This is a genomic window from Saccharothrix deserti (assembly GCF_009769385.1).
In the GTDB taxonomy this organism is placed as follows: domain Bacteria; phylum Actinomycetota; class Actinomycetes; order Mycobacteriales; family Pseudonocardiaceae; genus Actinosynnema; species Actinosynnema deserti.
Genome location: NZ_VKAB01000058.1, coordinates 1 through 24923 on the forward strand (window position 1 = coordinate 1; position 24923 = coordinate 24923).

A 24923-nucleotide genomic window follows, 5' to 3' on the forward strand; every position below is an offset into this window, starting at 1 on the left:
GGTGCTGTAGGACAGGGTCACGTACTGGGTGTTGTCCTTCATGTCGAAGAGACCGTCGTAGCCTGCCGACTCCCCACCCGACGCCAGCAGGTCGGTGTGATCGACCCAGACGTTGCGGACGTTCCTCTCCATCGCGATGGCGTCTCCGCCGTTGGACGTGGGAGAACCCGACTTCTTGACGTTCCGGACGGTGACGTTCCGGATGATGATGTTGCGGGACTCGCGGATGTGGATGCCCAACTGGTCGAAGACGGCTCCGCTGCCGACTCCGATGATCGTGACGTTGCTGATCCGCTTGAGTTCGATCACATCGGCGGCGGTGTCGCAGCTGTTGCCCGAGACCTTGCTGGTGTTGCCGTGGTTGATGGTCCCCTCGACCTCGATGGTGATGGGGGTGTCGCTACTGGCCCGGCTGCACAGGGCCTCATGGATCTTGGTTCCCGTGTTGGCCCGAACCGTCGCCCCGCCCTGACCGCCGGTGGTTCCGCCGTTCGCGGACGCGTAGCCGGTCGCGGTGCCGGCCGCCGCCGACGCCGGTGACATCGCCAGGACCACACTGGTCGAGGTCGCGACGGCCAACGCGCCACGACCGCGGGGATTCGCCGTGCGACTGTTCGTTTCATTTCGTCTCCTGCGTCTTCGAAGGTTGGACGGTGCTGTCACATTCGCCGGTACCGGGGCCCGGTCAGCCCATGACCTGATTGCCGCCGAAGGCCATGACGAGGCTGCCGTCCTCGGCGAAGGACCACTCCAGGTCACCGGCGTAGTGGGCGCACGCGGGCCCGTTCCCGATCTCCTCGGACGGTGCCGTCGTCGAAGTTGAAGTTGCGTTCGGTGTTGCCGATGCCGACGTTGTCCGACACCGTCAGCATCGGTGCCGTCGCGTCATGTAGGTCGTGCCGCCGGACTCGACGCGGGTGAGCGCCGAGCCGGCCCGAGGACGTGCGGCTGCCAGGAGAAGGCGCGGCGAGTTCGAGCTCCGATCGAGGACATCGCCGCGTCGGCGATCAACTGCAGCATCATCGCCCATGACGACGACTGGGGTGCCGTCGCCACCGTCCGCGAAATCATCGCGGCGTTCACGCGGGTGACGGGAAAGACCGGTGGGTTTCAAAGTCGGCCACACGTTCTGACCTGCGCTTCAGGCTGCTGCGGGTTCGTATTCGTTGATCAGTCCGCCGAGGACTGGTCGGCGACGTATCGATGTGTGGTTCGACTGCGGGATTGGGCGGTCTGGTCGTGGGGTGCGAGCTGTCGGGCTCGGTGGGGTCGGCGGTGGTTGTAGTGGGAGACGTACCGTTGCAGCACTGATCGCAGGTGGCGTTCGTTGATGATGAGCAGTCGGTCGGTGGCCTCGCGTCTGACGGTGCCGATGAACCGTTCGGCGTGGCAGTCGGCTTGAGGGTGACGGCGCAGTGGACGTGGAAGAAGTCGCAGGCCGACATGCCGGCGGCCTGAGCGTGTAGGAACCGTCGCCACGAGGTGTCGGTGTCACGTCTGGGTGTGGGCGGTATTCGCAGGCGCCTGAGCACGCGGCGGACGGTCGAGGCGGCTACCCGGTGGCCGAGTTCGAGCAGCTCGATACGCCTTGGTGGGAAGCCGTTGCCGCTGTCGCAGACCGCACGCAGCTTGACGCCCTCGACCAGGCGCGGCATGGAGTGCTACTGCCTGTGGCGCCTGGGGCTACGGCTGGATCGAACGGACCCGGGGTCGTCTTCACCGCGATGAGTCGTCGGCCGTTGGCGCGGGCCGCCCTCGCGGCCGGCCACGCGATGGACGGCCTCCAGGGCGGCGACCCCGCCAAGCTCGCCGACGCACTGGTCCACCTCGCAGGCCAGGACGAGCCGCCACTGCGCTTCATCGCCGGCGCCGATGCCATCGAGTTCGTCGAGAGCAAGGCCAAGCTCCTGCTCGCCCAGGTCGACGCCCACCGCGAGCTGTCCTCGTCCCTCGCTCACGACGCCACCTGATCCACCGCACTCCCAGGAAAGCCCCCACATGACATCGAAGCTCAACGGCACCGTCGCTCTCGTCACCGGCGCGGGCAGCGGGATCGGCGCCGCAACCGCGCGCTCCGCGCCGAACTGGACCACACGGCGCCACCACACGTGCTCACGCGTGCTGGCGGGCGACTCCCAGGCCTGCTCGGGCGCGGTCCTGCTCGTCCTGGTCGCCGGTCTCGGTGGCAATCCGCAGGGCGCTGGTGTGCGCGGCGCGGGCCTCGTCCAGTCGACCCGCTATCCGCTGGGTCTCACCGAGACCGTTGAGGGCGCTCGCCTCCCCGTAGCGGTGGCCGATGTCCCGGAACGTCTCCAGGGCGGAGGTGTAGCAGTGGTGCGCCTGGGACCAGTCGCCGAGCCGGGTGTACACGTTGCCCAGGTTGCTCAGGGTCGACGCCACGCCGTAGCTGTGGTCGAGGCGCTGGAACAGCTCCTGTGCCTGGGAGAGGTGCCGGACCGCGTCCGGGTAGCGCCGCAGGCTCGCGCACACGCCACCGAGGTTGGACAACGCGCTGGCCTGGCCGACCGCGTCGTCGAGACGGCGGAACAAGTCCAGCGCGCGTTCCAGGTACTCGACAGCACCGGCGTGGTGACCAGGGCGGGTGTGCGCGTTGCCGAGGTTGAGCAGCGCCGCCGCCTCCCCGTACCGGCTGCCCAGCCGCTGGTGCAGGGCCAGCGCCTCCAGATGGAGTGACGCCGCCTCCTCGTACTCCCCGAGCCGCTCCTGGACGATGCCGAGATTCGACAACGCCCGTGCCGCGCCGTAGTGGTCGCCGGTCCGCCGGTGCAGCTCGATCGCCTCGTGCAGGTGTTCGGCCGCCTGGTCGTAGTCGCCGAGGAGCCGACGCAGTGCGCCGAGATTGGTCAGTGCCGCGGCGAGCATGCTGTCCTCACCGGCCCGCTGGGCGGCGCGCAGCGCGCACTCGTGGATGGTCGACGCGTCCGCGTAGTGGCCACCCTCCAGGTACCGGTACAGCGTGTTCGCCAGGTCGACCGCGTAGCCGGGCCGGTCATCGCGCTCGGCGAAGCGGCACAGCGCGACGAGCGTGGACCGTTCGGCGTCGAGCCAGGCGCGCGCGGCGTCGGCGGCGGGGAACGTAAGCGGTAGCGTCACGGAGACGTCGGGTCGGTAGGGGCGGTCGGCCGGGTAGAGCAGGTCCATCGCCGCCGACGCGGCGGCCAGGTGGTGGGCGAGCAACCGCTCGACGGCGGCGGACCGCTCCGGCGCCGGGTCGTGCTCGCCGGCCAGCTCCTCGGCGTAGGCGCGCAGGAGGTCGTGCACGACGAACCGGCCGGCAGGCACCGGCTGCACGAGGTGGTTGCGCGCCAACACCTCCAGGGTCAGGCGCGACTCGTCCGGGTCACTCCCGGTGAGAGCGGCGAGCGCGAACGGCGTCACGTCCGAGCCGGAGTGCAGGCCCAACCGCCGGAACGCCTTCGCGACCTGCGGTCGCAACTGCAGGTACGACCACGAGAAGACGGTCCGCACGGCGGCGCGGACGTCGTCGCCGACGTCGAGCACGCGCAGCCGGCGGCGCCGGTCGGCCAGTTCACCGGTCAGCTCGGCCAGCGCGCTGGCCGGCCGGGACGCGGCCAACTCGGCGGCGACGCGCAGCGCGAGCGGCAACCGACCGCACTGCGCGGCCAACTCCGCCGCGGCCGCGGGTTCCCGTCGCACCCGCTCGCCGATCAGCGTGCGCAGCAACGCCAACGAGTCCGGCGCCGGCAACAGGTCCACGTCGAGCCGGTGGGCGCCGTGCAGCGCGACCAGACCCGCCATGCTGTTGCGGCTGGTCACCAGTACCAGGCAGCCCGACGTGCCGGGCAACAGCGGCCGCACCTGGTCGACCGTCGACGCGTTGTCGAGCACGATCAGCACCCGCCGGTCGGCGAGTTCGGCGCGATACCGCGCGGCGCGTTGATCAGGATCGACCGGGACGTCCGCGCCGGTGACGCCGAGGCCGTCGAGCAGGCGGCTCAGGGCGTCCTCCGCCGCCACCGGCAACCGCGGGTCGTAGCCGCGCAGGTCCACGTACAGCTGACCGTCGGGGAAGTTCGACCGGATGCGGTGAGCCCAGTGCAGCGCGAGCGCTGTCTTGCCCACGCCGGCCGTGCCGCACACGACGACGATGGGTACCCCGGTCCGCTCGGCCCCCAGCACCCGGCCGAGTTCGGTGAGTTCCGCCTGCCGGCCGGTGAAACCGAACACGTCTCCGGGCAGTTGGTTCACGCCGGGCGACATGGGCGGGGGTTCCGCCGGTGCGGCGGCGCTGTCGACGGGTGTTTCTTCGAGCGCGTCGAGGTACGCGGCGGTCAATTCCGGTCCGGGGCCGACGCCGAGCTCCTCGGTGAGATGCCGTCGCACCATGTTGTAGGTGCCGAACGCCCTGTCGCGCTGACCGGACGCGGTGTACGCCCGGATGAGCAACGCGTGCATCGCCTCGTCGAGCCCGTGCGCGGCGACGTACTCGACCAGCGCGGGCAGCACGTCACGCGCCGCACCGATCGCGATCATCACCTCGGCGTGTCGGGCCAGCGCCGCCCGGTGCTCCCCGGCCAACGTGACGACGCCGGGGTGGGCGCCCAACAGCGGCACATCGGCCAGCGGACGTCCGTGCCACAACCCCAAGGCCTGGCCCAGCAGGTCCGCGGCTTGCCGGGGGGTCGTCGCGCGGCACGAGTCGGCGCGGGCGACCAGCGAGCGGAACCGGACCACGTCCACCGCGTCCGGGGGCAGGCTCAGCGCGTACCCATCGCCCACGGCGGGGATGGTCGTGCTCGGCGCACGGGCGCCGCGGTCGGGTTCGAGCAGTTGCCGCAGGTGCTTGACGTGGGTGTGGATGACGTTGGTCGCGCTGGGCGGCGGTCGTTCTCCCCACAGCGCGTCGACCAGTTCGGCGCGGGTCACCGGCTTGCCGTGGGCGAGGGCGAGCAAGCCGAACACGGCTTTGCGGCCGGCCGGGCCGAGCGCCAGCGCGGTGCCGTCACGCCAGGCCCGGATGGGGCCGAGCACCTGGACGACCAGCACTCACGACCCCCATCGTGCCGCTCAACGCGGCGGGAAATCCGGAGGTTCCATGCTGGCACGCCGTCCAGAGCCACTCCAGCCGCCATCCAGACGATTCCCAAGGCGGCTCAGGGAACATCGACCGATCACTGTCGACGGCTCTTTGTCGGACGCGTTCCGGTCCAGTCGTCGTCCAGTTTTCGTCCAGCCGTGGCCGGAAGCATGGAGGTGCCGGCGGCTTGCCGGCGGTGGAACAGCCAGGGGGACAGGCGGAATGCGATTAGGTGAGCTGCACCCGAATCTCCGGCTGCGCATCACCGTGGCGTTCGTCGAGCGGACCCTCAACACGATCATCACCCCGCTCATGGCCATCTCCCTGGCGAGCGAGGTCGGCGCGGCGCGGGCCGGCCTGCTGATCGGGGCGGCGGTCGTGCTCGCGGTGGTCGCGAGCCTGGTCGGGGGACCGGTCGCGGACGGCCGGGGCAGGCGGTTGCCGCTGCTGGTGGGCACCGCCGGCACGGCGGTCGCGTTCCTGGGCATGGCGGCGGCCAGTTCGCCGTGGTGGCACTCCGCGGCGGCGGTGTTCGCCTTCTACGTGCTCAACAACATGGTGTCGAACTTCGCCCTGCCCGCGAACGAGGCGATGATCGTCGACGTCACCCCGGCCAAGCACCGCAAGGCCGTCTACACCCTGCAGTACTGGACGGTGAACGCCTCGCTCGCGGTGGGCGCGTTGTTCGCGAGCTTCCTCTACAGCGGGTACTTCACTGCGATGCTGACCGTCGCGGCCGCGATCGCGGGCGTGGCGGCGCTGGTGAGCCTGAAGTACCTGACCGAGACCATGCCCGCGGCGGTCGACCGGCCGCGGTTCGGCGAGCTGCTGCGCGGCTACGCCGACACGCTGAAGGACCGCCTGTTCCTGCGGCTCGTCGCGGGCATGACGCTGTGGCTGGGCCTGGAGACCCAGCTCACCGGCTACATCGGCGTGCACCTCGCGCAGACGTACCCGGAGCGCCGGGAGTGGCTCGCGCTCGGGCCGTGGCACGTCCACCTCAACGGGGTGGAGGTGTTGGGCGTCCTGCGCGCGGAGAACACGCTGCTGATCGTGGCGCTGGCGGTGTTCTCCGAACGGCTGGCGCGCGGGCTCGCCGACCGGCCGCGCGTCTACCTGGGCATCGCCCTGTTCGCGACGGGCAACGTGGTCCTGGCCCTCGGCGCGGACCTCGTCGTGCTGCTGGCCGCGGTGCTGGTGCTGACGATCGGCGAGCTGCTGCACATCCCGGTGATGCAGGCGATGCTCGCCGACCTGGTGCCCGAACACGCGCGCACCCGCTACCTGGCGGTGTTCAAGCTCGACCTCCAGGGCGGCCTGCTGATCTCGGCCGCGGGGATCAGCGCGGGCGCGGTGCTGCCGCCGTGGGGGATGGCGGCGGGGTTCTGCGTGCTCGCGGCGCTGATCGTGACGTCCTACCGGCCCGTGCTCGCCCGGCGGGCGGCCAGGTCGTCCGCATAGGAACGCACAGGAACGCACAGGAACGCACAGGAACGGTCAACCCGAAAACGGTTTGGGGAGAAGGAACTCCGCGATGGCAGTCAAGAGCATCGGCGACGCCCACGTCGTCGTGCTGAACCGGTGGCGCGACTCTTTCGCCGAGTACGCCCGTTACCTCGACCACGACGTCGCCCGTGTCACCTACGTCACGACCGGCGTAGGTCGGGCCGCGGTGCCGGCCAACGCCCGCGAGGTCGTGGTCGTCGAGGACCTGCTCGACCACGCCGAGGTGCGCGCCGCGCTGGAACCCGCGTTGCGCGCCCACGGCCGCCCGGTCGCGGTGGTGGCGCTCCAGGAGAGCGACTTCGCCGTGGCGGCGGCGCTGCGGGAGGAGTTCTCCGCGCGCGGTCGCAAGCCCGCCGACCTGCACCACTTCCTGGACAAGCACGCGATGCTGCTGGCCGCGCAGCGGACCGGCGTGCCGGTGCCGCGCTTCGAGCTGGTCACCGACCCCGTCGGGCTCACCGGGTTCGCCGGCGAGGTCGGCTGGCCGGTGGTGGTGAAGTCGTTGCAGGGCCGGGCGAGCACGGGGGTCCGGCGGCTCGACTCGGCCGACGCCGTCGACCGGCTGGACATCCCCTTCGACGCCGAGCACCCGCTGGTGGTCCAGGAGTACCTGCCGCACCGGATCCACCACGTCGACGGTGTGCACCTCGGCGGCGGCGCACTGGGGCCGTGGCGGCTCAACGCCTACCTGAACGTGCCCGGCGCGGCGGCCACCGGGCCGCTGGCGTTCACGATGGGGGAGCCGGTCGGGTCGGTCGAGGTCGACGACCCGGCGCTGCTCGCCGTGGTCGAGAAGTTCCTGCGGGTGCTGGTGCCCGGCATGTCCGCCGACCCGTGGGTGTTCCACCTGGAGCTGTTCCTGACCCCGGACGGCGAGTGCGTGTTCCTGGAGGTCGGCTGCCGCCCCGGCGGCGGTGAGATCCCGTTCGTGTGGCGGGACGTGCACGGCATCGACCTGATGGAGTGCGAGTTCTCCCTGCAGTGCGGCGAGACCCCCGACCTCGCGCCGTTCGACGCCGACGAGCCGGTGGGCGGCTGCCTGCACGTGCCGCTGGACCGGCCCGCCCCGTGCCGGGTCGTGGCCGCCGACAGCATGGTCGCCGAGGACGGCCCCTACGCCGAGGTGATCCCCGCCGTCGGATCCGTCATCCCGCGCACCGCGGGCTCGTACGAGTTCGTCGGCGGCAGGTTCCGCCACCGGGGCGCCTCCACCGCGGAGGTCGCCGCGCGGGTGATGGCGACGGCCGCGGACTACCGGCTGGTGTCCGAACCGGTGCGGGTCGCGGTGATCGGAGGCCGCATCGAGATGCTCCGGGCGGCTGCGGACCTCGGCCTGGACGTGACGCTGGTGCACTTCCCGGACCGCTACGACCCCCGGTCGGACGAGCTGTGCGAGAAGGTCTTCCACGTCGACCTGATCGCCGAGCCGGACCGGGTGGTGGACCTCCTGCGCCGCGAGCACGCCGAGCGGCCGTTCACCAGGGTGCTCACGCTGACCGAGCCGGGCCTGCTGCCCGCCGCACGGCTCAACGCCGAGTTGGGGCTGGGCGGCAACAGCGTCGAGACCGTGCGGCTGCTGAAGGACAAGGCGCTCATGCGCGACCGGCTGGCCGAGGTCGGCCTGTCGCCGGTCCGGTACCGGACCGTGCGCAGCGCGGAGGAGCTGATGGCGTTCCTGGACGAGCTGGACGGCGTGCCGGCGGTCGTCAAGCCGCTGGACTCGGGCGGCAGCGACGGTGTGGCAGTGGTCGTGACGCCGCAGGACGTGCCGCCCGCGTGGCGCCGGGTCGAGGAGTCCGGGCGCACCGTCGTGCTCGCCGAGGAGTACCTCGACGGGCCGGAGGTCAGCGTCGAGGCGTTCAGCCACGACGGCGTGCACACCGTCGTGGCGCTGACCGACAAGTTCCTGGGCCCCGGGTTCATCGAGGTGGGCCACGCGGTGCCCGCCGACCTGACCGAACCGGTGCGGCGGCAGGTCTGCGAGCTGACCACCGCGCTGCTGGACGCGGTCGGCCTGGTCGAAGGGCCGACGCACACGGAGGTCAAGCTCACCGGGCGCGGGCCGCGCATCGTGGAGTCGCACAACCGCGTCGGCGGCGACTACATCCCCGACCTCGTCCAACTCGTCCACGGCGTGGACCTGCAGCGGCTCGCCGTCGGCGTGCCGCTGGGGCTGGTGGCGTGGCGGCCGGAGCCGCGGCCGGCCAAGGGCGGCGCAGCGGTGCGGTTCATCATCGCCGAGCCCGGCACGGTCACCGAGGTGACCCGGCCGGAAGCGCTGGACCCGGCCGTGTCGCTCACGCTCACCGCGAAGCCCGACACCGAGGTGCCGCCGCTGCTGTGGTCCGACGACCGGGTGTGCGGGCACGTGATCGCCACCGGGGACAACGCGGGCGACGCCGTGGCGCGCTGCGTGGACGCCGTCTCGCGGGTCCGCATCAGCACCCGGGCGGGCTGACCCCGGTCCCGCACGACCGACACCGCAGCCGCCCGGGACCCCGTCCCGGGCCGGTCCACCACGCCCCGTTCCCGAAGTCCGCGACGTCCCCGGAGTTTTCGAAAGTTGATGCCATGACGCACGCCCAACGCAAGGTCGTCATCGCCGCCGCGGTCGCCCTGCCCGCCCCGCGCGGGGTCCTGCGCCACCTCACCTCACCGCCGAGAGGTCTGTCATGATCGTCGATCCCGCCGACCCGAACCGCTTCCTGGTCGAGCTGTCCGACCTGCGCGGACCGCTGCCCGACCAGGTGCGCCGCCACCAGAACGCCCTGTACTCGGTGGTCGGCTGGGCCCACCAGTACCTGGTCAAGACCCACCCCGACCTCGGCCGCAAAGGCCCGGTCTGCCCGTTCGTCCAGGGCTCCCTGGACAAGGGGCTGCTGTACCTGGCGGTCTACCCCGGCCGGCCGGGGTCGGTGACCGAGATGACCGAGGCCCTGGCCCGCTACCGGGCGTGGTACCTGGAGCTGCGGGCGACGGCCGGGCGCGCCGCCCAGTTCCTGGCGATCCTGGTGCTGTTCCCGGACATGTCCCGGGAGGATGCTTCCCGGCTGGTCGACGAGGCCCAGTCGCGGCTCAAGGCCGACTACGTCGCGCAGGGCCTGATGATCGGCGAGTTCCACGACGGGCCGCCGCCGAAGTCCGGGCTGTGGAACCCGGAGTTCCGCCCGCTGCGCAGCCCGGTGCCGATGCTGGCGATCCGGTCGCTCGTGCCGACGGACTTCCCGTTCCTGCGCGACGACCGGGACTTCGTCGCGGCCTACCTCGACCGCATCGAGCCCGAGGACATCCCGCCGCGCTGGCGCGACGAGGTGGCCGAGGTCGCCGCCGGGTTCGGCCTGGACGCAGTGGGTTCCGGCCCGGACACCGCCGGGGTCGGCCTGGACGCCGCCCCGCAGTCCCTGGGGAACACGTCGTGCCGCTGAAAACCTCGGGCCCGGCGACCGGTCCGCCGCACACCGGGACTTCCGCAGGGTGTCGCGGTGCCGAGCGCGAAGCCGGAACCGGTGGTGTTGTCCGACGAGGAACGGTCGGTGCTGACCGGGTGGGCGCGGCGCCGGAAGACGGCGCAGGCGTTGCGGTCGCAGATCGTGTTGCCCTGCGCCGAGGGGTGGTAGAGCGCACGATCGCCTGGTACCACGGCATGAAACGCCTGCGCATCCGCTGGGAACGCCGCGACGACATCCACGAAGCCTTCCTCGGCCTTCGCCACCTGCGTCATCTGCTACCGACACGTCCAGCGATTCTGTTAGGAGCAGAAATGCGCTCCCGCTGTGCTCCGAGGTGGTGTGGAGACTCGGCTGGAGCACCGGTGCCCTGATCGGGTCGTTGCTCGGACGGGTCAGCTGAAGGCGGTCGTGAACAGGCGTACGTCGGGGTTGTCGCGGGTGCGGTAGGTGTGCGACCCGGAGCACCAGGACAAACCGCTGGTGGTGTGCCAGTCGGCGGGTGTCCAGTAATGGCGGTGGGTGAGCAGTTCGGTCGCCACTGCTCGCTGGTGGCGTCTCGCGCCGACGGCCGTGAGCGCGGCGGCGACGAGGTCGTACGCGGTGGGTGGGGTGGCGATGTCACCCGAGGCCGGGAGGAGGAGCAGCAGGCGGGCGGCGGCACCCAGCGTGGGGTCGGGTTGCTGTGATGTGGCGACGAGTTCGTCCCAGGACAGGCCCGGACCGTGAAAGTGGCCGCTGAGGTGGGCGAGGGGGACGGCCGGTCGGTCGTCGGACGGGCTGAGCAGGTAGTCGTGACTGCTGTCGTCCGGGTAGTTGCACCACACGAGGTGCACGCGGTGACCGCCGCGAACGGGAAGGGTGAACACGGGCCACCGGTCCGGGTCGTCCAGGTCGTCGTACAGCGCGCTCATGTCCGCGGGGTCGACGTCGAACGCCGCCGCCGCGGAGTCGGCACCGCCGGTCGACATGAGGAACAGCGCCCAGAACACCGGATCGCCGATCAGGTCGGTTCGATCCACCAGGATGTCGTCCGGAACAACCGGTACGAACCCGTCCACGTAACCGGGAATGCGCACCACCGCAGTCTTCCACAGGCTTTCACACACACTCGCCCTACCGGTTGACCGCTCGATCCAGCCGGTGCAGATAGCGACGTCGAGCGAGGGGGCGACAGACGCGGACGCGGGTGCGGTGGCGAGGCGCAGTGAGGCGAGCAGGTCTTCGACGCTTTTGACCAGGCGCTGCCGTTCGTCGGCGTTCCTCAGCCGAAAATCGATGATCTGGGACAACGGGATGTCGTCGTCGGGCACCGGCAGCATGTCGGCGGCGCGGCCGTGAACAGCCGTGGCGGTGCGGGCGTCGGCGGTGCCCCGGGCGCGGTGCAGGGTCAGTATGACCTCAGGACGGTGCCCCATGGCATCAGGTCGGACGACGGCACGTGGACGAAGACGAGGTCTTCGTCGGGGACGGCGGCGGTATCAGGTGCCGAGTGTCATCGACCCCGAGTGGCGAGTAACGCCGTTCCGGCGCGGCGGCCTTGATCCGTCGGTATGGTCCTGGGCATGACCATGCCGGGGAACCTGTTCGGCGGCGACCCGTCGGAAGTCGAACGCGGGCTCGACGAATGGGTGTCCGGGTTCGAGCGCAAGGCCGCGCAGTACCAGGTGTTGCAGCAGCGAGTCGAAGGTGTGCGGCTCAGCGCCACCAGCCCCAACGGCGTTGTGACGGTCACCGTGGACGCCGACGGGTCGCTGGTCGACGCGACGTTCACCGACGGGATCGTCCGGACCACGCCGGACGAGTTGAGCAGGCAGTTGCTCATCGCGCTCAGCCGGGCCAAGGCGCAGATCACCGAACGCGTCCGCGAGGTCGCCGGCGAGACCGTCGGCGAAGACGGCGCCGAGCGGATCGCCGGCTACTACGCGCAGAAGTTCGCCGGACTCGGGGAACCCGACCAGGGTGCCGTGCGCCCGGAGCAGCGACAGCGCCGCCCACCTGACGAGGACGAATTCGGTGAGGGATCCGTCTACGACCAGCGCTGACCGAGGGGGAGTATGTCGGGCTTCGAGGTTGCAAGCGGGGACCTGCGTGCTCACGCGGGCAAGGTCGACGCCCACGCGGCCGGCCTCGGCACAGCGGCGGACGCCGCGGGCCAAGTGATGCCCGACGCCGCCTACGGCATCATCTGCCAATTCCTGCCACCACTGTTCAACGAGGTCGAAACGATTGCGCACGAGGCGCTCCAGGCCGCCCGGGGTGGCCTGGAGACCGTGGCACAAAGCCTGCGCGACTCGGCCGACGCCTACGACGCCGAGGACCTGACCGCAGTGCGGAACTTCACCGGCATCGAAGGCGGCATGCGGTGACCGGCAATCCGTTGGTCGCCCCGGAGCAGGACTCCACCAAACCGTACACAGGCATCGGCATCGCTGAATCGGTCAGCGACTTGGTGCAGGGCATAGAGAGCGGCAACTGGGTCGACATCGGGTTGGGCGCGGTGACCACCGGCCTGGAAGCGCTGAGCATCGCGATGGACCCGATCGGCTCGGCGGCGTCCAACTTCATCTCGTTCATCATCGAGCACGTCGGTCCGTTGCAGGAAGCGCTCGACAAGCTCGCAGGCAACGCCGACGCCGTCGCCGCGCAGGCCCAGACGTGGAAGAACATCGCGACCGCGGTCGGCGAGGTGCACACCGCTTACGGCGCCGAGCACACGGCGGACACCGCCGGGTGGGCAGGCACGGCCGCCGACGCCTACCGCGCCCGCGCCGCGGACATCGTCGCCGTGATCGGTGCGGCCGGCCAGGCCGCGTCCGGTTTGGGCAGCGCGATCGAGATGGCCGGTGTGATCGTCGGCGTGGTCCGCGAGACAGTCCGAGACCTGATCGCCGATCTGGTGGGACGCCTCGTGGTTTGGGCAGCGGAGGCGCTGACCATCATCGGCGCGCCCGCCGCAGCGACGCAGGCCGCGACAGCCGCCGCGAAGTGGGCGGCGCGGATCGCCCAGATCATCAAGCAGTTGGTCCGTACGATGCAGAAGCTGATGCCCATGCTGCGCCGCTTGGGCGACCTGTTCGCGCAGATCCGCAAGAAAATGGACGACCTGCGGTCCGGTGGCAACGGCAACAAGCCGCCGGACGACCCCGGCAAGAAGCCGACGCCGAGCGGTGACGAACCCACCGGACCCTCCCGCGCCCCGGACCCGAACGCCGAGCCCGGCGGGTCGCGCACCGAGATCGACCCGAAGCACGACGCGGACACCAAACGCTCACTGCAACGGGAGAACGAGTCTGCGACCACCCTCGCCAGAGCCGGGTACGACGTCGAGCAGAACCCGACCGTCCCAGGCCCCAAGAACCCGGACTACCGGATCGAAGGCCGGATCTTCGACAACATCGCCCCGGTGACGGGCAGCCCGCGCAACATCCACAGCCGGATCGCGGAGAAGGTCGAGGACGGTCAGACCGACCGGGTCGTGGTCAACCTCGCGGACAGTCCGGTCGAAGTGGACCGACTGCGCACCCAGATGCGCGACTGGCCGATCGAAGGCCTGAAGGAAGTCATCGTCATCGACAAGAACGGCAACGTGGTTCACTTGTACCCGTAGCCCCGCGATCAAGGATGCCCAGTGTCCATTTCGTACAGTCTCGCGCTCGCCACACCGCGTCCGGTGGAGCAGGTCGCCGAAGCACTGCGTGAGGTCGGCGTCGCCACCGGACTGCTCGACCCGGCGACCACCGGCGACCGGCTGCTCGGTGAGAACGCGGCGACGACCGGCGGTACGTGGCTTCGCGTAGTGGCGGACAAGCCGAAACCGTGGAACCCGGTCATCGATGTCCTGAACGCCACCCCCACTGTGCGCGCGGCCTTCCGCTTGGACAAGACGGCCGACATCAGCCGCCAACAGGACGACGTCATCCGCCTGGTGACCGGTGTGCTGGCAAAGGTACCGGGTGACGCGGTGCTGCACCACGACTTCGAGGTCATCTGGCTGATGCGACGCGGCGGTGAGCTGCTGCTCAACGAACGGGACGACATCTGGCCGCCCCACCGCCTCGCCGTCCTCGCCCAGCCCTACCGGCGTGAGACGCACGCGTTCCCCGAGGACTGAACCCGCTGATCACTCGTCCCGGGCCGCACCTCGACCATCGAGCACCAGGACCCGGAGACCTCGAAGGCGTGGCAGGTGGAGGTGGCCTCCGAGGTGATCGCCGGGGACGGCGCATTGTGGAGGTGTTCTTCGACGCCGGACAGTCCCGTCGCGGCGCGTGGCGTGGCCGTCCCGAGGCCGACCCCGAGACGACACCGGTCGTGCGGTGGCTGTTCGCCGAGCGTCTGGCCAGCCGCACTACCGGCTGGCAGATCTGGAACCGGCAGGGGGTCGACCACGACCACACCACCCCCGCCGACCGCCGGCGCCGCCGCCGCATGGTCAAACGCAACCCGGCCGACCGTGGGTCGTCTCCCGGCACCGCGCCCACACCCCACTGGTGAGCGAACGCGACTTCGTCGCCGTGCGACGACTGCGCACTCGACGCGCCACCGGTTCCGGTGACATCCGCGAGTACCGGTTCGCCGGTCTGCTGCGCTGCGGCCCGTGCGGACGCCGCATGGACTGTCACTGGGGCAACGGCCGCGCCGGCTACCGCTGCCGCCACGGCCACACCGGACCCCGCGCCGACGACCGGCCGGCGATCCCGGGAAGACCACCTGTTCGCCCGGATCGGCCGCGCGCTGCACCTGCCCGCCAGTTCGCCGGGTTGGCTCGTGGTTGAGGTTGCCGGATCGGAACACGGCGAGTTCGGCGTTGTCGAACCCGGCTGCGCGGACGATCTCGGTCAGTGCGGGTCCGATTTCGGGTCGGTGGGCGAGGTGTGGGTCGAGTTCGATTCTGCCGGTGTCGCCGAGGTCGCGGACTCGGAGGTCGTGGGTGGGTGTGCCCGTGTCGGTGAGCCAGGTCCGGACGGCGGCCTCGGCGCGTTGCACTCTGGCCAGGCGGGCGGGGGTGATGGTCAGGCCGTAGCGCACCCGGCTGGCCAGGCACGGCGTGGCGGGTTTGTCCCAGGTGGGCAGGTTCCAGAGGCGGCTCACGGCGCGGACGTCGGCTTTGGTCATGCCGGTGTCGCGTAGTGGGGTGTGCACGCCGGTTTCGTCGCCGGCGCGCAACCGGGCCGGCGCCGGGTACGCCCCGGTGACCGCCTCCTTCCAGTGGTGGTCCGGGTCGTGGATCAACACGATCTCGAAGGAGTCGAGGCCGGACCGTTCCAGGCTCTCCGCGAGCGACCGGTAGACGCCCTCGGCGCTGTAGTCGCGCACCCGGACCACACCGGGGTCGTCGTAGAAGAAGCCCTCGCTGCCGGGAGGGGGCTCGCCGGGCAGCAGCAGCCGGCCGACCTTCGTGGACACCGCGAACTCCGCACCGGGGCGACCGGCGAGGAACGTCCCCAGACGCCGCTCGGCCAGTCCGGCGCCGTAGTGGGGCGCGGTGTCGAAGTACCGGACGCCGGCTGCCCACGCGGCTTCCAGGGTCGCGGCGGCCTGGTCTTCCGCGACTTCCGTGAACAACCCGGCCAGCGGCGCGGTGCCGAGACCGAGCCGGGTCACCGTGACGTCGGAGCGGCCCAGCGGTGCCCGTTCGGCGAACCACTGCGGCGCCGGGGAGGCCATCACGCCTGCCCGAGGACGTGACGCTGCCGGCCGAGCCCGTCGATGTCGGCGGTCAGCGGGGTCAGGTCGTAGGCGGTGCCGTGGGGGTCGAGGACGGCGGGCCGCTCGTGGCCTGCCTGGCCCACGCGCAGAAGTCTCATCGGGTTTCTCCTTGGTGCGGAACGTAAGGACTAGCCGGCGGACGGGATGTCGTCGTCCCGCTCCACGTGCTCGCGCAGCCACCGCTCGGTAGTGGTGATGTGCATGAGGGCGGCAGCCTGCGCGAGTGCGGCGTCCCGATCGACCAGGGCGTTGTAGATCGCCTCGTGTTCGGCGAGGGTGCGGGCCGCCGCGTTGTCGTCGACCAGTCCGCGCCAGACCCTCGCGCGGACCGTGCGGCCGGAGATGCCCTCGAGCAGGGTGGTCAACGTCGCATTGCCGGTGGCGGCGACGACTGCCCGGTGGAAGGCGACGTCGTGCTTGTTGAGCAGCTCCACGTCGTCGCGGGCCGCACGCATCGCATTGAGGTGCCCTTCGACCACGGCGAGCTCCGAGACGCTGATGCGGGTGGCGGCGAGCCCGGTGGCGACCGGCTCGAACAGCCTGCGCACCTCCGTGAGCTCCAACAGCGTGTCACCGCGGAGCAACTCCACCGCGGAGGCGATGCTCCCGAGCAGCACCTCCGGCTCCAGGCTGGTCACGTAGGTGCCGTCGCCGCGTCGGATCTCCAGTACCCGTGCGACCACCAGCGCCTTGACCGCCTCCCGCATCAGGTTCCGGGACAAGCCCAGCTCGGCGGCCAACTGCTGCTCGGGCGGGAGTTTCGACCCCGGCGGCAGCTCACCCGACTGGATCAGGTCTCTGATGCGGTCGATGGCTTTGTCGGTCAGTGACATCGGTGGCTCTCCCGGATCGTCGCGCGCACGGCGGCAGGCTAGCAATACATCCCATCTCTACGGAAGAGATGGGATGTCGACCCTTGCCTCGTATGAATGACGGGTGAGCGCTTACCAGGCTAGTTGCCAACTTCCGGACTCATTTGGCTTCGCGGTATGGACACCAGCTCGTCGACAACCTATAAATTCATCCCATGTCCGGTGCCGGTTGTTGCACGGCGGACATGCCACAGACACACGACAAGGGGTGGTTGCCATGCCCTCGACCCGACGCCGGGGCGTTCGAGCCGGAAGTGCCCGGCACGATGACTGAGCTGATCACCGCCGTCGACGCCGTCGACGTGCGGTTCCCGACCTCGCGCGAGCTCGACGGCTCCGACGCGATGAACCCCGAACCCGACTACTCGGCCGCCTACGTGACGATTCGCACGAGCAGTGGCGCGGCGGGCCACGGACTCGCGTTCACCGTGGGACGGGGCAACGACGTCGAGGTCGCCGCCGTGCGCGCCCTGGCGCCGTTGGTGATCGGCCTGTCCGTGGACGAGGTCCTGGGCGACCTCGGCGCGTTCTCCCGGCGGCTGACCGGCGACAGCCAGCTGCGCTGGCTCGGCCCGGAGAAGGGCGCCATCCACATGGCCGCCGCCGCGATCGTCAACGCCGTCTGGGACCTGTACGGGCGTCGTGAGGGAAAGCCCGTGTGGCAGTTGCTCTCGGAGCTGTCGCCCGAACAGCTGGTCGACCTCGTGGACTTCCGCTACTTGGAGGACGCCCTCACCCGTGACGAGGCGTTGGACATCCTCCGCCGCGCCGAACCCGGCCGCGCCGAACGCGCCGCCCACCTGCTGCGGCACGGCTATCCCGCCTACACGACGACACCCGGCTGGCTCGGCTACGACGACGAGAAACTCGTGCGCCTGTCCAAGGAGGCCGTCGCCGACGGGTTCACCCAGATCAAGCTGAAGGTCGGCGCCAATCCCGCCGACGACCGACACCGCCTGCGGCTGGCCCGCGAGGCGGTCGGACCGGACATCAGGATCGCCGTCGACGCCAACCAGGCGTGGGGCGTGCGGCAGGCGATCGACTGGGTGACCACGCTCTTGCCGTACGACCCGTACTGGATCGAGGAGCCCACCTCACCCGACGACATCCTCGGCCACGCCGCCATCCGGAAGGCGCTGGCGCCGGTCAAGGTCGCCACCGGCGAGCACACCCACAACCAGGTGATGTTCAAGCAACTGCTCCAGGCGGGTGCCCTCGACATCCTGCAGCTCGACGCCAGCCGCACCGCGGGCGTCACCGAGAACGTCGCCATCCTGCTGCTGGCCGCGAAGTTCGGCGTGCCGGTCTGCCCGCACGCGGGCGGGGTCGGGCTGTGCGAGATGGTCCAACACCTGGCGATGTTCGACTACGTGGCCGTCAGCGGGACCACCGAGGACCGCGTCATCGAGTACGTCGACCACCTGCACGAGCACTTCACCGACCCGGTGCGGATCCGCACCGGCCACTACCTCGCCCCGACGGCCCCCGGCATCAGCGCCGAACTGCACCCCGCGTCCATCGCCGCCCACCGCTTCCCGGACGGGCCCGTCTGGAACAGGCAGGCCACCGCATGAGCGAGCTTGCGAGCGAGTCATTCAACACAGTGCTTTGCGCTCTTGCCACGCCGAGCGCTATGCGCATCCGTCCCCGCACCTGACCGCCGCCTCCGGTTTCCCGCAGCACACCACCCGCTAGGAGAACCGCCGTGAAGACCAGATCCCTCACCTACGCCTGCCTCGGCACCGTCGCCGCCCTCGCCGCCGCGCTCAGCGCCTGCGGCACCTCGGGCTCCGGACAGTCATCCGGCGGCGCCCCGGTGGTCGGCGTCGACTACCCCCGGTCCGACACCGACTTCTGGAACTCCTACATCAAGTACAGCCCCGACTTCGCGGCGGACCACGGCCTCGAACTCAAGACCACCAACTCGCAGAACGACGTCGCCAAGCTCACCGCCAACGTCCAGACGTTCATCAGCCAGGGCGTCAAGGGTGTCGTGATGGCCCCGCAGGACACCGCGGCCATCGCGCCGACGCTGACGCAGCTGGAGGCGAAGAAGATCCCGGTCGTCACCGTGGACACCCGACCCGACACCGGCAAGGTGTTCATGGTGGTGCGGGCGGACAACCGGGCCTACGGCGAGAAGGCCTGCCGGTTCCTCGGCGCCAAGCTGGGCGGCAAGGGCAAGGTCGTGATGCTGCAAGGCGACCTCGCCTCGATCAACGGCCGCGACCGCACCGAGGCGTTCAACGACTGCATGAAGGCCAACTACCCGGGCATCACGGTGTTCGGGGAGGCCACGAACTGGGACGGCGCGATCGCGGCGCAGAAGCTCCAGACCGACCTCACCGCCCACCCGGACATCAAGGGCGTCTACATGCAGTCCAGCTTCGCGCTCGCCGGGACGCTCCAGGTGCTCAAGCAGAAGGGCCTGCTGGTCCCGCCGAGCGACCCCAAGCACGTGTTCGTGGTCTCCAACGACGGTATTCCCGAGGAACTCCGGAACATCGTCGCAGGCCAGATCGACGCCACCGTCTCCCAGCCGGCCGACCTCTACGCCAAGTACGCCCTGTACTACCTGAAGGCCGCGATCGACGGCAAGACGTTCGCACCGGGCAAGACCGACCACGACAGCACGATCATCCAGGTCCGCGACGGTCTGCTGGAGGACCAACTCTCCGCTCCTCTGGTGACCTCGGACGGCGGTACGTATGACGGCGTTCCCAGCCTCAAGGACGACGACCCGTCCTTGTGGGGCAACGAACTCCGCTGACCGGAAGGCGACAAGCGAGATGGCTACGGCCCCACCCGTCGTCGAGGCGACGGGGATCACGAAGCGGTTCGGGTCCACGGTGGCGCTGCGCGAGGCCGGCATCAGGATCGACGCCGGGCAGACCCACGCGCTGGTCGGGCGCAACGGGGCGGGCAAGTCGACCCTGGTGTCCATCCTCACCGGACTCCAGGCGCCGGACGAGGGCACGGTGAGTTTCGGCGGCGAGCCCGCTCCGCGGCTCGCCGACCGCGACGCCTGGCGGCGGCGGGTGGCGTGCGTCTACCAGAAGTCCACCATCATCCCCGAGCTGACCGTCGCCGAGAACCTCTTCCTCAACCGGCACGACCGCGGTCGCAGCGGGCTGATCAATTGGAAGACGGTCCGCGGCAGGGCACGGGAACTGCTGGACACCTGGTCGGTCGACGTGGACGTGCGCACCCCCGCGAGGGAGCTCGACGTCGAACAGCGGCAGTTCGTGGAGATCGCCAGGGCACTGTCGTTCGGGGCGCGCTTCATCATCCTGGACGAGCCGACCGCCCAGTTGGACGGGGCCGCGATCAACCGGCTGTTCGCCCGGATCAACGACCTCCAGCGGCAGGGCGTCACCTTCCTGTTCATCAGCCACCACCTCCAGGAGATCTACGAGATCTGCGACACCGTGACGGTGTTCCGCGACGCCCGGCACATCCTGACCGCCGCCGTCGACGAACTGCCGCGGGCCGAACTGGTCGCGGCCATGACCGGCGACGCGGCGGGAGAGGCCGTCGGCGAGCGCCGCGATCCGTCGGCGAGCGCCGTGGACGTGCTCAAGGTGGACAGCGCGTCCCTGCCGGGCGCGTACGACGACGTGTCGTTCCGCATCCGCGCCGGCGAGATCGTCGGTCTCGCCGGCGCCGCGAGCAGCGGCCGCATCGAGATCGCGGAAACCGTCGTCGGGTTGCGGAAGGCCGCCGGTGGCACCGTCGAGATCGCGGGCAACCGACCACGGCCGGGCAGTGTCCCCGCCGCGCTGAAGGCGGGCGCGGGCTTCGTCCCGCAAGACCGCCACCACCAGGGCCTCGTGCCGGAGATGTCCATCGCGGACAACGGGACCCTGACCATTCCGGAACGACTCGGCCCCACGGGATTCATCGACGGCCGCCGCCGTGACGGCTTCGCCCGGTCCATGATCGGGAAACTCGCGATCAAGACACCGGGGCCGGAACTGCCGGTCTCCGGCCTCTCCGGCGGCAACCAGCAGAAGGTCGTCATGGCACGCGCCCTGGCGAACGACCCGAAGCTGCTGGTGCTGATCAACCCGACCGCCGGCGTCGACGTGCGGTCGAAGGAATTCCTCCTCGGCAAGGTCGGGGAGATCGCCGAGTCCGGCACCGGGGTGCTCGTCGCCTCCGACGAACTCGACGACCTGCGCATGTGCGACCGGGTCCTGGTGGTGTTCCAGGGCCGCGTGGTGGCCGAGATGGCCCACGGCTGGCACGACCACGACCTCGTAGCCGCGATGGAAGGAGTGGACCTCGATGGCTGAGACCACGACCGCAGCCGCGGTCACCGCGAACGGCCCGGCAGGCGATCCGGGCGGAGATCGCCCGTCCAGCCGGATCGCGGGTGGACGGCGGATCGCCTTCGCCCGGATGCGCGACCTGGCGCTCATCCCCGCGATCATCGTGATCGCGATCGTCGGCCAACTGGTCAGCCCGGTGTTCCTGCAGCCCGACAACCTGATCAACGTCCTGCAAACCATGTCCGAGATCGCGGTCCTGGTCCTGGCCCAGACGCTGGTGCTGATCGTCAAGAAGATGGACCTCTCCCTGGAGTCCACCGTCGGCCTCGCCCCCGGAGTCGCCGCGTGGCTCACCGTGCCCGTCGGCGCCGGCCACGGGCTCGGCCTGCTGCCAGGAGGCTGGTCGGTACCGGTCACGCTGGCGGTCGGTGTGCTGATCGGTGTCGTCAACGCGCTGTTCATCATCCGGTTCGGGCTCAACGGCTTCATCGTGACGCTCGGCATGCTGATCGTGCTGCGCGGCATCCTGACCGGCATCTCGGGCGGCCAGACGTTCTTCCAGCTGCCGGAGTCGATGCTCTACCTCGGCACCACGCAGTGGTTCGGCGTGCCCGCGTCGGTGTGGCTGTGCCTGATCCTGTTCGCCGCGGGCATCGTGGTGCTCGGCTTCACCAGCTTCGGCCGTTCCCTCTACGCGATCGGCGGCAACGTCGACGCCTCGAAGGCCGCCGGCATCCGCACCGACCGGGTGCTGTGGATCGTCATCGTGACCGCGAGCCTGCTCGCTGCCCTCAGCGGCCTGCTGCTCTCCGGACGGCTGGCCTCGGTCGCCTCGGCCCAGGGCAACGGCTACATCTTCACCGTGTTCGCCGCGGCCGTCATCGGCGGCATCAGCCTCAACGGCGGCAAGGGCACCATGTTCGGCGCCTTCACCGGCATCCTGCTGCTGTTCATGATCCAGAACGTGCTCACCCTCGGCGGTGTCCCCGCACAGTGGATCGGCGCCCTCAACGGCACGATCATCCTCATCGCCCTGGCGCTGTCCCGCGTCACCGGAGGCAAGGCGCAGGAGTAGCGCCCGCCTCTCCCCTGCCTCTGACCGGACAGCCTCTTCCCTGCCTCTCACCGGACAAAGGAGTTTGCGTGATGGACGTTCCCGTGGGCCGAAGGCGCTTCCTCACCGTCACCGCGCTGACGGCCGGAGCCGCCGTCCTTCCCGGCGGCCTGCTTTCCGGCCGGGCCGCAGCCGCCGTGCCCCCGCAGGTCACTCTCCCCGAGCGGGGCATCTACGACACCAGCCCGGCGTCGTCGTGGACCGACGGGTTCCTCACCGGGAACGGCGAGTACGGCGCACTGCTGTACGGCGCGCCGACGCTGGAGAAGGTGATCTTCAACTACCACCGTCTCGTACTGCCGAACGGCACCCGGTCCGTCACCCCGCCGGTGATCTCCGGACGGCTGGAAGCGGTGCGCGACAAGGCCCTCGCCGGTGACTACGCCGGGGCGAACCGGGACTTCTCGGCCGGGTGGTCGCTGCGCTGGACGCAGACCTACCACCCGGCCTACGAGCTCCAGATCGCCACGCCCGGCATGACGACGGTCAACGACTACGGCAGGGTCACCGACTTCCGCACCGGCGAGGTCACCTCCACCTGGACCGACAGCTACGGCACGTGGACCCGCAGGGCGTTCGTCTCCCGTGCCGACGGGGTGATCGTCCACGAGCTGGTACCCGCCTCCGGCCGGACGATCGACACCACGCTGAGCGTCAACACCGCCCTGGACGGGGCGCCGTCCTGGGTGGGCTTCGCCACCCGCGCCACGGTGACCAACGGCTCGGGCTACCTGAACCTGCGCGGCACCTACCCGTCGGGACAGGGCGCCTTCGGCTACGAAGGCGTCACCCGCGTCGTCCCCACCGGCGGCACCGTCAGCGCCAGCGGGTCCACCATCGTCGTGGCCGGGGCGACGCGACTGCTGCTGCTCACCAAGCTCGACCGGTACGAGTCGTCGACCGCGTGGGACTCCCAACCGCTGCACGCCGCGCTCGCCGCGATCACCGGCGACTACCCCGCGCTGCGCTTCCGGCACACCGCGATCCACACCGGGATGTACGACCGCTCGCGGCTGGACCTCAAGGTGTCGGACGCCGACCGGCGGCTCTCCACCAGCGAACTGATCACCCGCCAGAACGCCAACAAGAACGTCATCGACATCGCTTTGCTGGAGCGGCTCTACGACTCGGGCCGGTACCTCTTCATCAGCTCGAGCGGCGTCCTCCCGCCCCGGCTGACCGGCATCTGGACCGGCACCTGGACCGGCGCGTGGGCCGACGACTTCACCACCGACGCCAACGTCAACCTCCAGGTCGCCGGCGGCAACATCCTCGACACGACCGAAGCCATGCAGGGGTACTTCACCCTGATCCTCGGCCAACTCGCCCACTGGCGCACCAACGCCCGCAACCTCTACGGAGCCCGCGGCTTCCTCGCCCCGTCCCGCACCGACGGCGAGTACGGCCACATGCTCCACTTCGACGCCGGCTTCCCGGGCCACACCTGGACCGGCGGCGCCGACTGGCTGCTCTACCCGCTGATCGAGTACTACGAGGTCACCGGCGACCACGCGTTCCTACGGGACAAGCTCGGCCCCGCGCTCATGGAACTCGCGCTGTTCTACGAGGACTTCCTGACCCGCACCGACTCCAGCGGCAAGGTCGTCTTCGTGCCGTCGTTCTCGATGGAGAACGCCCCGAGCAACACCAACGTGCTGCTGTCCATCAACGCCACCGGCGACATCATGGCCGGCAAGCACGCCCTGCAGGCCGCGATCTTCGCGGCCAACGCCCTCGGCGTCGAACAGGGCAGCGGTCAGGGTGTCCAGCGCTGGACGGCGTTGCTGGCCAAGATGCCCGCCTACCGGACCAACAGCGACAACGCGCTCGCCGAGTGGTCGTGGCCGGGCCTGAACGACCAGTACCACCATCGGCACGTGCAGCACCTGTACGGCGCCTGGCCGCTGCACGAGGTCAACCCGGAGGAAACCCCTGGCCTCGTCCGCACTGCGCTGCGGGCGTTGGAGATCCGCGGCGACCAGAACATCTCCGCCCACGGCAGCCTGCACCGGGCCCTGGCCGGCGCGCGATTGAAGGACGGCGGCAAGGTCTACGACAACCTCCGCAAGATCATCGGCAACAACATGGTCTTCAAGTCCCTGATGACCTCCCACAACCCGAACCTGGACATCTACAACGCCGACGCCGCCAACGCGATCCCCGGCGTGCTCGCCGAGGCGCTGGTCTACTCCCGCCCCGGAGTGCTGGAGATCCTCCCGGCACTGCCCGCGCAGCTGGCCAAGGGCACCATCACCGGCGTGCGGGCCCGCGGCCGGATCCGCGTCCACAGCTTCAGCTGGGACCTGCCCGCCCGCACGGCTACGTTGTCGATCACCTCGGACATCAACCAGGAGGTCACCCTGATCAGCCGGCCGGGGATGGCGTCGGTGACCACTTCGGCGCCCGTGGCCGCCTCGCCCCTGGGCAGCCACGCCCGGAAGGTCACGCTGGCCGCCGGGCAGCGCACGGACATCACCGTGTCCCTGCCGACCGCGTCGCTGCCGACCGGCTGGTGCCGGGTGGTCAACAGGGCCACCGGCAAGGTCCTGGACGTCAACGGCGCGGGCGCCGCCGACGGCGCCAAGGTCGTCCAGTGGAGCTCGTCGGGCAGCCCCAACCAGCAGTGGCAGTTCCTCCCGAACTCCGACGGCTCGTTCCGCCTCGTCGCCCGGCACAGCGGACGACTGCTCAACAGCCAGGGTGGGTCGGGCCAAGGCACCCAACTCGACCAGTGGCAGGACACCAACAGCGACAACCAGTGGTGGCGGCTCGTCGACGCGGGCAGCGGCTACTACCGCCTCGTCAACGTGCGCAACGGCCTGTGCGTCGATGTGGAAGGCGGTTCGACCACCGACGGCGCCCGCGTCATCCAGTGGCCCGTGAACACGGGAACCAACCAGCAGTGGCAGATCGTCGGCGTGTGACGGGGCGCTGACAGGGATC

General features: G+C 70.3%; 22 protein-coding genes and 2 pseudogenes. 17 read left to right on the forward strand and 7 right to left on the reverse strand.

The features are described from left to right. The coding region (locus tag FM051_RS45715; RefSeq protein ID WP_476655327.1) for a pectate lyase family protein at positions 1-759 on the reverse strand (759 nt) is incomplete at its 3' end. Positions 760-1170: 411 nt separating this feature from the next. Beyond that, complete coding sequence (locus FM051_RS45720) at positions 1171-1374, reverse strand: transposase (protein WP_238413147.1); 204 nt, start codon at positions 1372-1374, stop codon at positions 1171-1173. Between FM051_RS45720 and FM051_RS50205 the strand changes: the two genes are divergently transcribed. Continuing rightward, positions 1318-1458 carry a hypothetical protein gene (locus tag FM051_RS50205; RefSeq protein WP_162470804.1) on the forward strand — a complete coding sequence of 47 codons (141 nt, stop codon included), beginning with the start codon at positions 1318-1320 and terminating at the stop codon, positions 1456-1458. The genes FM051_RS45720 and FM051_RS50205 overlap by 57 nt on opposite strands. Positions 1459-1724: 266 nt before the next feature. Beyond that, complete coding sequence (locus FM051_RS45725) at positions 1725-1970, forward strand: Rossmann-fold NAD(P)-binding domain-containing protein (RefSeq protein ID WP_202919408.1); 246 nt, start codon at positions 1725-1727, stop codon at positions 1968-1970. 142 nt (positions 1971-2112) lie between these two features. On the opposite strand, the gene FM051_RS45730 is transcribed toward FM051_RS45725, so the two are convergent. Next, a complete protein-coding gene (locus FM051_RS45730; protein ID WP_158853495.1) occupies positions 2113-5028 on the reverse strand; it encodes an AfsR/SARP family transcriptional regulator in 2916 nt (971 codons plus the stop codon). A 253-nt stretch (positions 5029-5281) separates the two neighbouring features. Here FM051_RS45730 and FM051_RS45735 point away from each other — a divergent pair, with 253 nt between their 5' ends. The 5 genes and pseudogenes from FM051_RS45735 to FM051_RS50210 form a co-directional block, all read left to right on the forward strand. Then, complete coding sequence (locus FM051_RS45735; RefSeq protein ID WP_158853497.1) at positions 5282-6520, forward strand: MFS transporter; 1239 nt, start codon at positions 5282-5284, stop codon at positions 6518-6520. Positions 6521-6593: 73 nt separating this feature from the next. Further along, positions 6594-9023 carry an ATP-grasp domain-containing protein gene (locus FM051_RS51095; RefSeq protein WP_202919409.1) on the forward strand — a complete coding sequence of 810 codons (2430 nt, stop codon included), beginning with the start codon at positions 6594-6596 and terminating at the stop codon, positions 9021-9023. Between the two features lie 214 nt (positions 9024-9237). Further along, the gene (locus FM051_RS45745; RefSeq protein ID WP_158853499.1) at positions 9238-9990 is read left to right on the forward strand and encodes a DUF6875 domain-containing protein; all 753 of its coding nucleotides are present in this window, start codon (positions 9238-9240) and stop codon (positions 9988-9990) included. 57 nt (positions 9991-10047) lie between these two features. After that, on the forward strand, positions 10048-10182 hold the full coding sequence (locus tag FM051_RS53480; protein ID WP_274383890.1) for a hypothetical protein: 135 nt from the start codon (positions 10048-10050) through the stop codon (positions 10180-10182). Continuing rightward, positions 10170-10298, forward strand: a pseudogene (locus tag FM051_RS50210) (IS5/IS1182 family transposase); the annotation flags it as partial. The gene FM051_RS53480 and the pseudogene FM051_RS50210, both read left to right, overlap by 13 nt. Positions 10299-10406: 108 nt before the next feature. Here the strand turns inward: FM051_RS50210 and FM051_RS45755 are convergent. Further along, on the reverse strand, positions 10407-11429 hold the full coding sequence (locus FM051_RS45755) for a hypothetical protein (RefSeq protein WP_158853501.1): 1023 nt from the start codon (positions 11427-11429) through the stop codon (positions 10407-10409). 147 nt (positions 11430-11576) lie between these two features. Here FM051_RS45755 and FM051_RS45760 point away from each other — a divergent pair, with 147 nt between their 5' ends. The 5 genes from FM051_RS45760 (at position 11577) to FM051_RS54270 (ending at position 14789) form a co-directional block, all read left to right on the forward strand. Next, complete coding sequence (locus FM051_RS45760; protein ID WP_158853503.1) at positions 11577-12056, forward strand: YbaB/EbfC family nucleoid-associated protein; 480 nt, start codon at positions 11577-11579, stop codon at positions 12054-12056. Positions 12057-12068: 12 nt separating this feature from the next. Then, positions 12069-12380, forward strand: coding sequence for a type VII secretion target (locus FM051_RS45765; RefSeq protein ID WP_158853505.1), 312 nt, complete (start codon positions 12069-12071; stop codon positions 12378-12380). Beyond that, complete coding sequence (locus tag FM051_RS45770) at positions 12377-13621, forward strand: CdiA C-terminal domain-containing protein (protein ID WP_158853507.1); 1245 nt, start codon at positions 12377-12379, stop codon at positions 13619-13621. Before FM051_RS45765 ends, FM051_RS45770 begins: the two co-directional genes overlap by 4 nt. Positions 13622-13642: 21 nt before the next feature. Beyond that, a complete protein-coding gene (locus FM051_RS45775) occupies positions 13643-14125 on the forward strand; it encodes a SitI3 family protein (RefSeq protein WP_158853509.1) in 483 nt (160 codons plus the stop codon). Between the two features lie 499 nt (positions 14126-14624). Then, positions 14625-14789: a hypothetical protein gene (locus tag FM051_RS54270; protein WP_420803669.1), complete on the forward strand. Its 165-nt coding sequence runs from the start codon at positions 14625-14627 to the stop codon at positions 14787-14789. A gap of 439 nt (positions 14790-15228) precedes the next feature. Here FM051_RS54270 and FM051_RS54275 read toward each other — a convergent pair. The 3 genes and pseudogenes from FM051_RS54275 to FM051_RS45790 all read right to left on the reverse strand — a co-directional run. Beyond that, a pseudogene (locus FM051_RS54275) lies at positions 15229-15681 on the reverse strand (aldo/keto reductase); the annotation flags it as partial. Continuing rightward, the gene (locus FM051_RS45785) at positions 15681-15821 is read right to left on the reverse strand and encodes a hypothetical protein (protein WP_202919411.1); all 141 of its coding nucleotides are present in this window, start codon (positions 15819-15821) and stop codon (positions 15681-15683) included. The pseudogene FM051_RS54275 and the gene FM051_RS45785, both read right to left, overlap by 1 nt. A gap of 30 nt (positions 15822-15851) precedes the next feature. Beyond that, positions 15852-16556, reverse strand: coding sequence for a FadR/GntR family transcriptional regulator (locus FM051_RS45790; protein ID WP_158853511.1), 705 nt, complete (start codon positions 16554-16556; stop codon positions 15852-15854). Between the two features lie 305 nt (positions 16557-16861). Between FM051_RS45790 and FM051_RS45795 the strand changes: the two genes are divergently transcribed. The 5 genes from FM051_RS45795 (at position 16862) to FM051_RS45815 (ending at position 24904) form a co-directional block, all read left to right on the forward strand. Continuing rightward, on the forward strand, positions 16862-18169 hold the full coding sequence (locus tag FM051_RS45795; protein WP_158853513.1) for an enolase C-terminal domain-like protein: 1308 nt from the start codon (positions 16862-16864) through the stop codon (positions 18167-18169). A 131-nt stretch (positions 18170-18300) separates the two neighbouring features. Next, on the forward strand, positions 18301-19365 hold the full coding sequence (locus tag FM051_RS45800) for a sugar ABC transporter substrate-binding protein (RefSeq protein ID WP_158853516.1): 1065 nt from the start codon (positions 18301-18303) through the stop codon (positions 19363-19365). A 19-nt stretch (positions 19366-19384) separates the two neighbouring features. After that, positions 19385-20890: a sugar ABC transporter ATP-binding protein gene (locus tag FM051_RS45805; protein WP_158853518.1), complete on the forward strand. Its 1506-nt coding sequence runs from the start codon at positions 19385-19387 to the stop codon at positions 20888-20890. After that, positions 20883-21941 carry an ABC transporter permease gene (locus FM051_RS45810; RefSeq protein ID WP_158853520.1) on the forward strand — a complete coding sequence of 353 codons (1059 nt, stop codon included), beginning with the start codon at positions 20883-20885 and terminating at the stop codon, positions 21939-21941. The genes FM051_RS45805 and FM051_RS45810 overlap by 8 nt, the downstream gene beginning before the upstream one ends. 71 nt (positions 21942-22012) lie before the next feature. Then, positions 22013-24904: a glycosyl hydrolase family 95 catalytic domain-containing protein gene (locus FM051_RS45815; RefSeq protein ID WP_158853522.1), complete on the forward strand. Its 2892-nt coding sequence runs from the start codon at positions 22013-22015 to the stop codon at positions 24902-24904. Positions 24905-24923: the final 19 nt, after the last annotated feature.

Excerpts from the sequence above, each read along its gene's own strand:
- FM051_RS45810 (WP_158853520.1), top strand. The coding sequence starts at position 20,883 with ATGGCTGAGACCACGACCGCAGCCGCGGTCACCGCGAACGGCCCGGCA.
- FM051_RS45725 (WP_202919408.1), top strand. The coding sequence starts at position 1,725 with ATGAGTCGTCGGCCGTTGGCGCGGGCCGCCCTCGCGGCCGGCCACGCG.
- FM051_RS45760 (WP_158853503.1), top strand. The coding sequence starts at position 11,577 with ATGACCATGCCGGGGAACCTGTTCGGCGGCGACCCGTCGGAAGTCGAA.
- FM051_RS45795 (WP_158853513.1), top strand. The coding sequence starts at position 16,862 with ATGACTGAGCTGATCACCGCCGTCGACGCCGTCGACGTGCGGTTCCCG.
- FM051_RS54270 (WP_420803669.1), top strand. The coding sequence starts at position 14,625 with ATGGACTGTCACTGGGGCAACGGCCGCGCCGGCTACCGCTGCCGCCAC.
- FM051_RS45815 (WP_158853522.1), top strand. The coding sequence starts at position 22,013 with ATGGACGTTCCCGTGGGCCGAAGGCGCTTCCTCACCGTCACCGCGCTG.
- FM051_RS45745 (WP_158853499.1), top strand. The coding sequence starts at position 9,238 with ATGATCGTCGATCCCGCCGACCCGAACCGCTTCCTGGTCGAGCTGTCC.
- FM051_RS51095 (WP_202919409.1), top strand. The coding sequence starts at position 6,594 with ATGGCAGTCAAGAGCATCGGCGACGCCCACGTCGTCGTGCTGAACCGG.
- FM051_RS45735 (WP_158853497.1), top strand. The coding sequence starts at position 5,282 with ATGCGATTAGGTGAGCTGCACCCGAATCTCCGGCTGCGCATCACCGTG.
- FM051_RS45790 (WP_158853511.1), bottom strand. The coding sequence starts at position 16,556 with ATGTCACTGACCGACAAAGCCATCGACCGCATCAGAGACCTGATCCAG.
- FM051_RS45755 (WP_158853501.1), bottom strand. The coding sequence starts at position 11,429 with ATGGGGCACCGTCCTGAGGTCATACTGACCCTGCACCGCGCCCGGGGC.
- FM051_RS45805 (WP_158853518.1), top strand. The coding sequence starts at position 19,385 with ATGGCTACGGCCCCACCCGTCGTCGAGGCGACGGGGATCACGAAGCGG.
- FM051_RS45765 (WP_158853505.1), top strand. The coding sequence starts at position 12,069 with ATGTCGGGCTTCGAGGTTGCAAGCGGGGACCTGCGTGCTCACGCGGGC.
- FM051_RS45785 (WP_202919411.1), bottom strand. The coding sequence starts at position 15,821 with ATGAGACTTCTGCGCGTGGGCCAGGCAGGCCACGAGCGGCCCGCCGTC.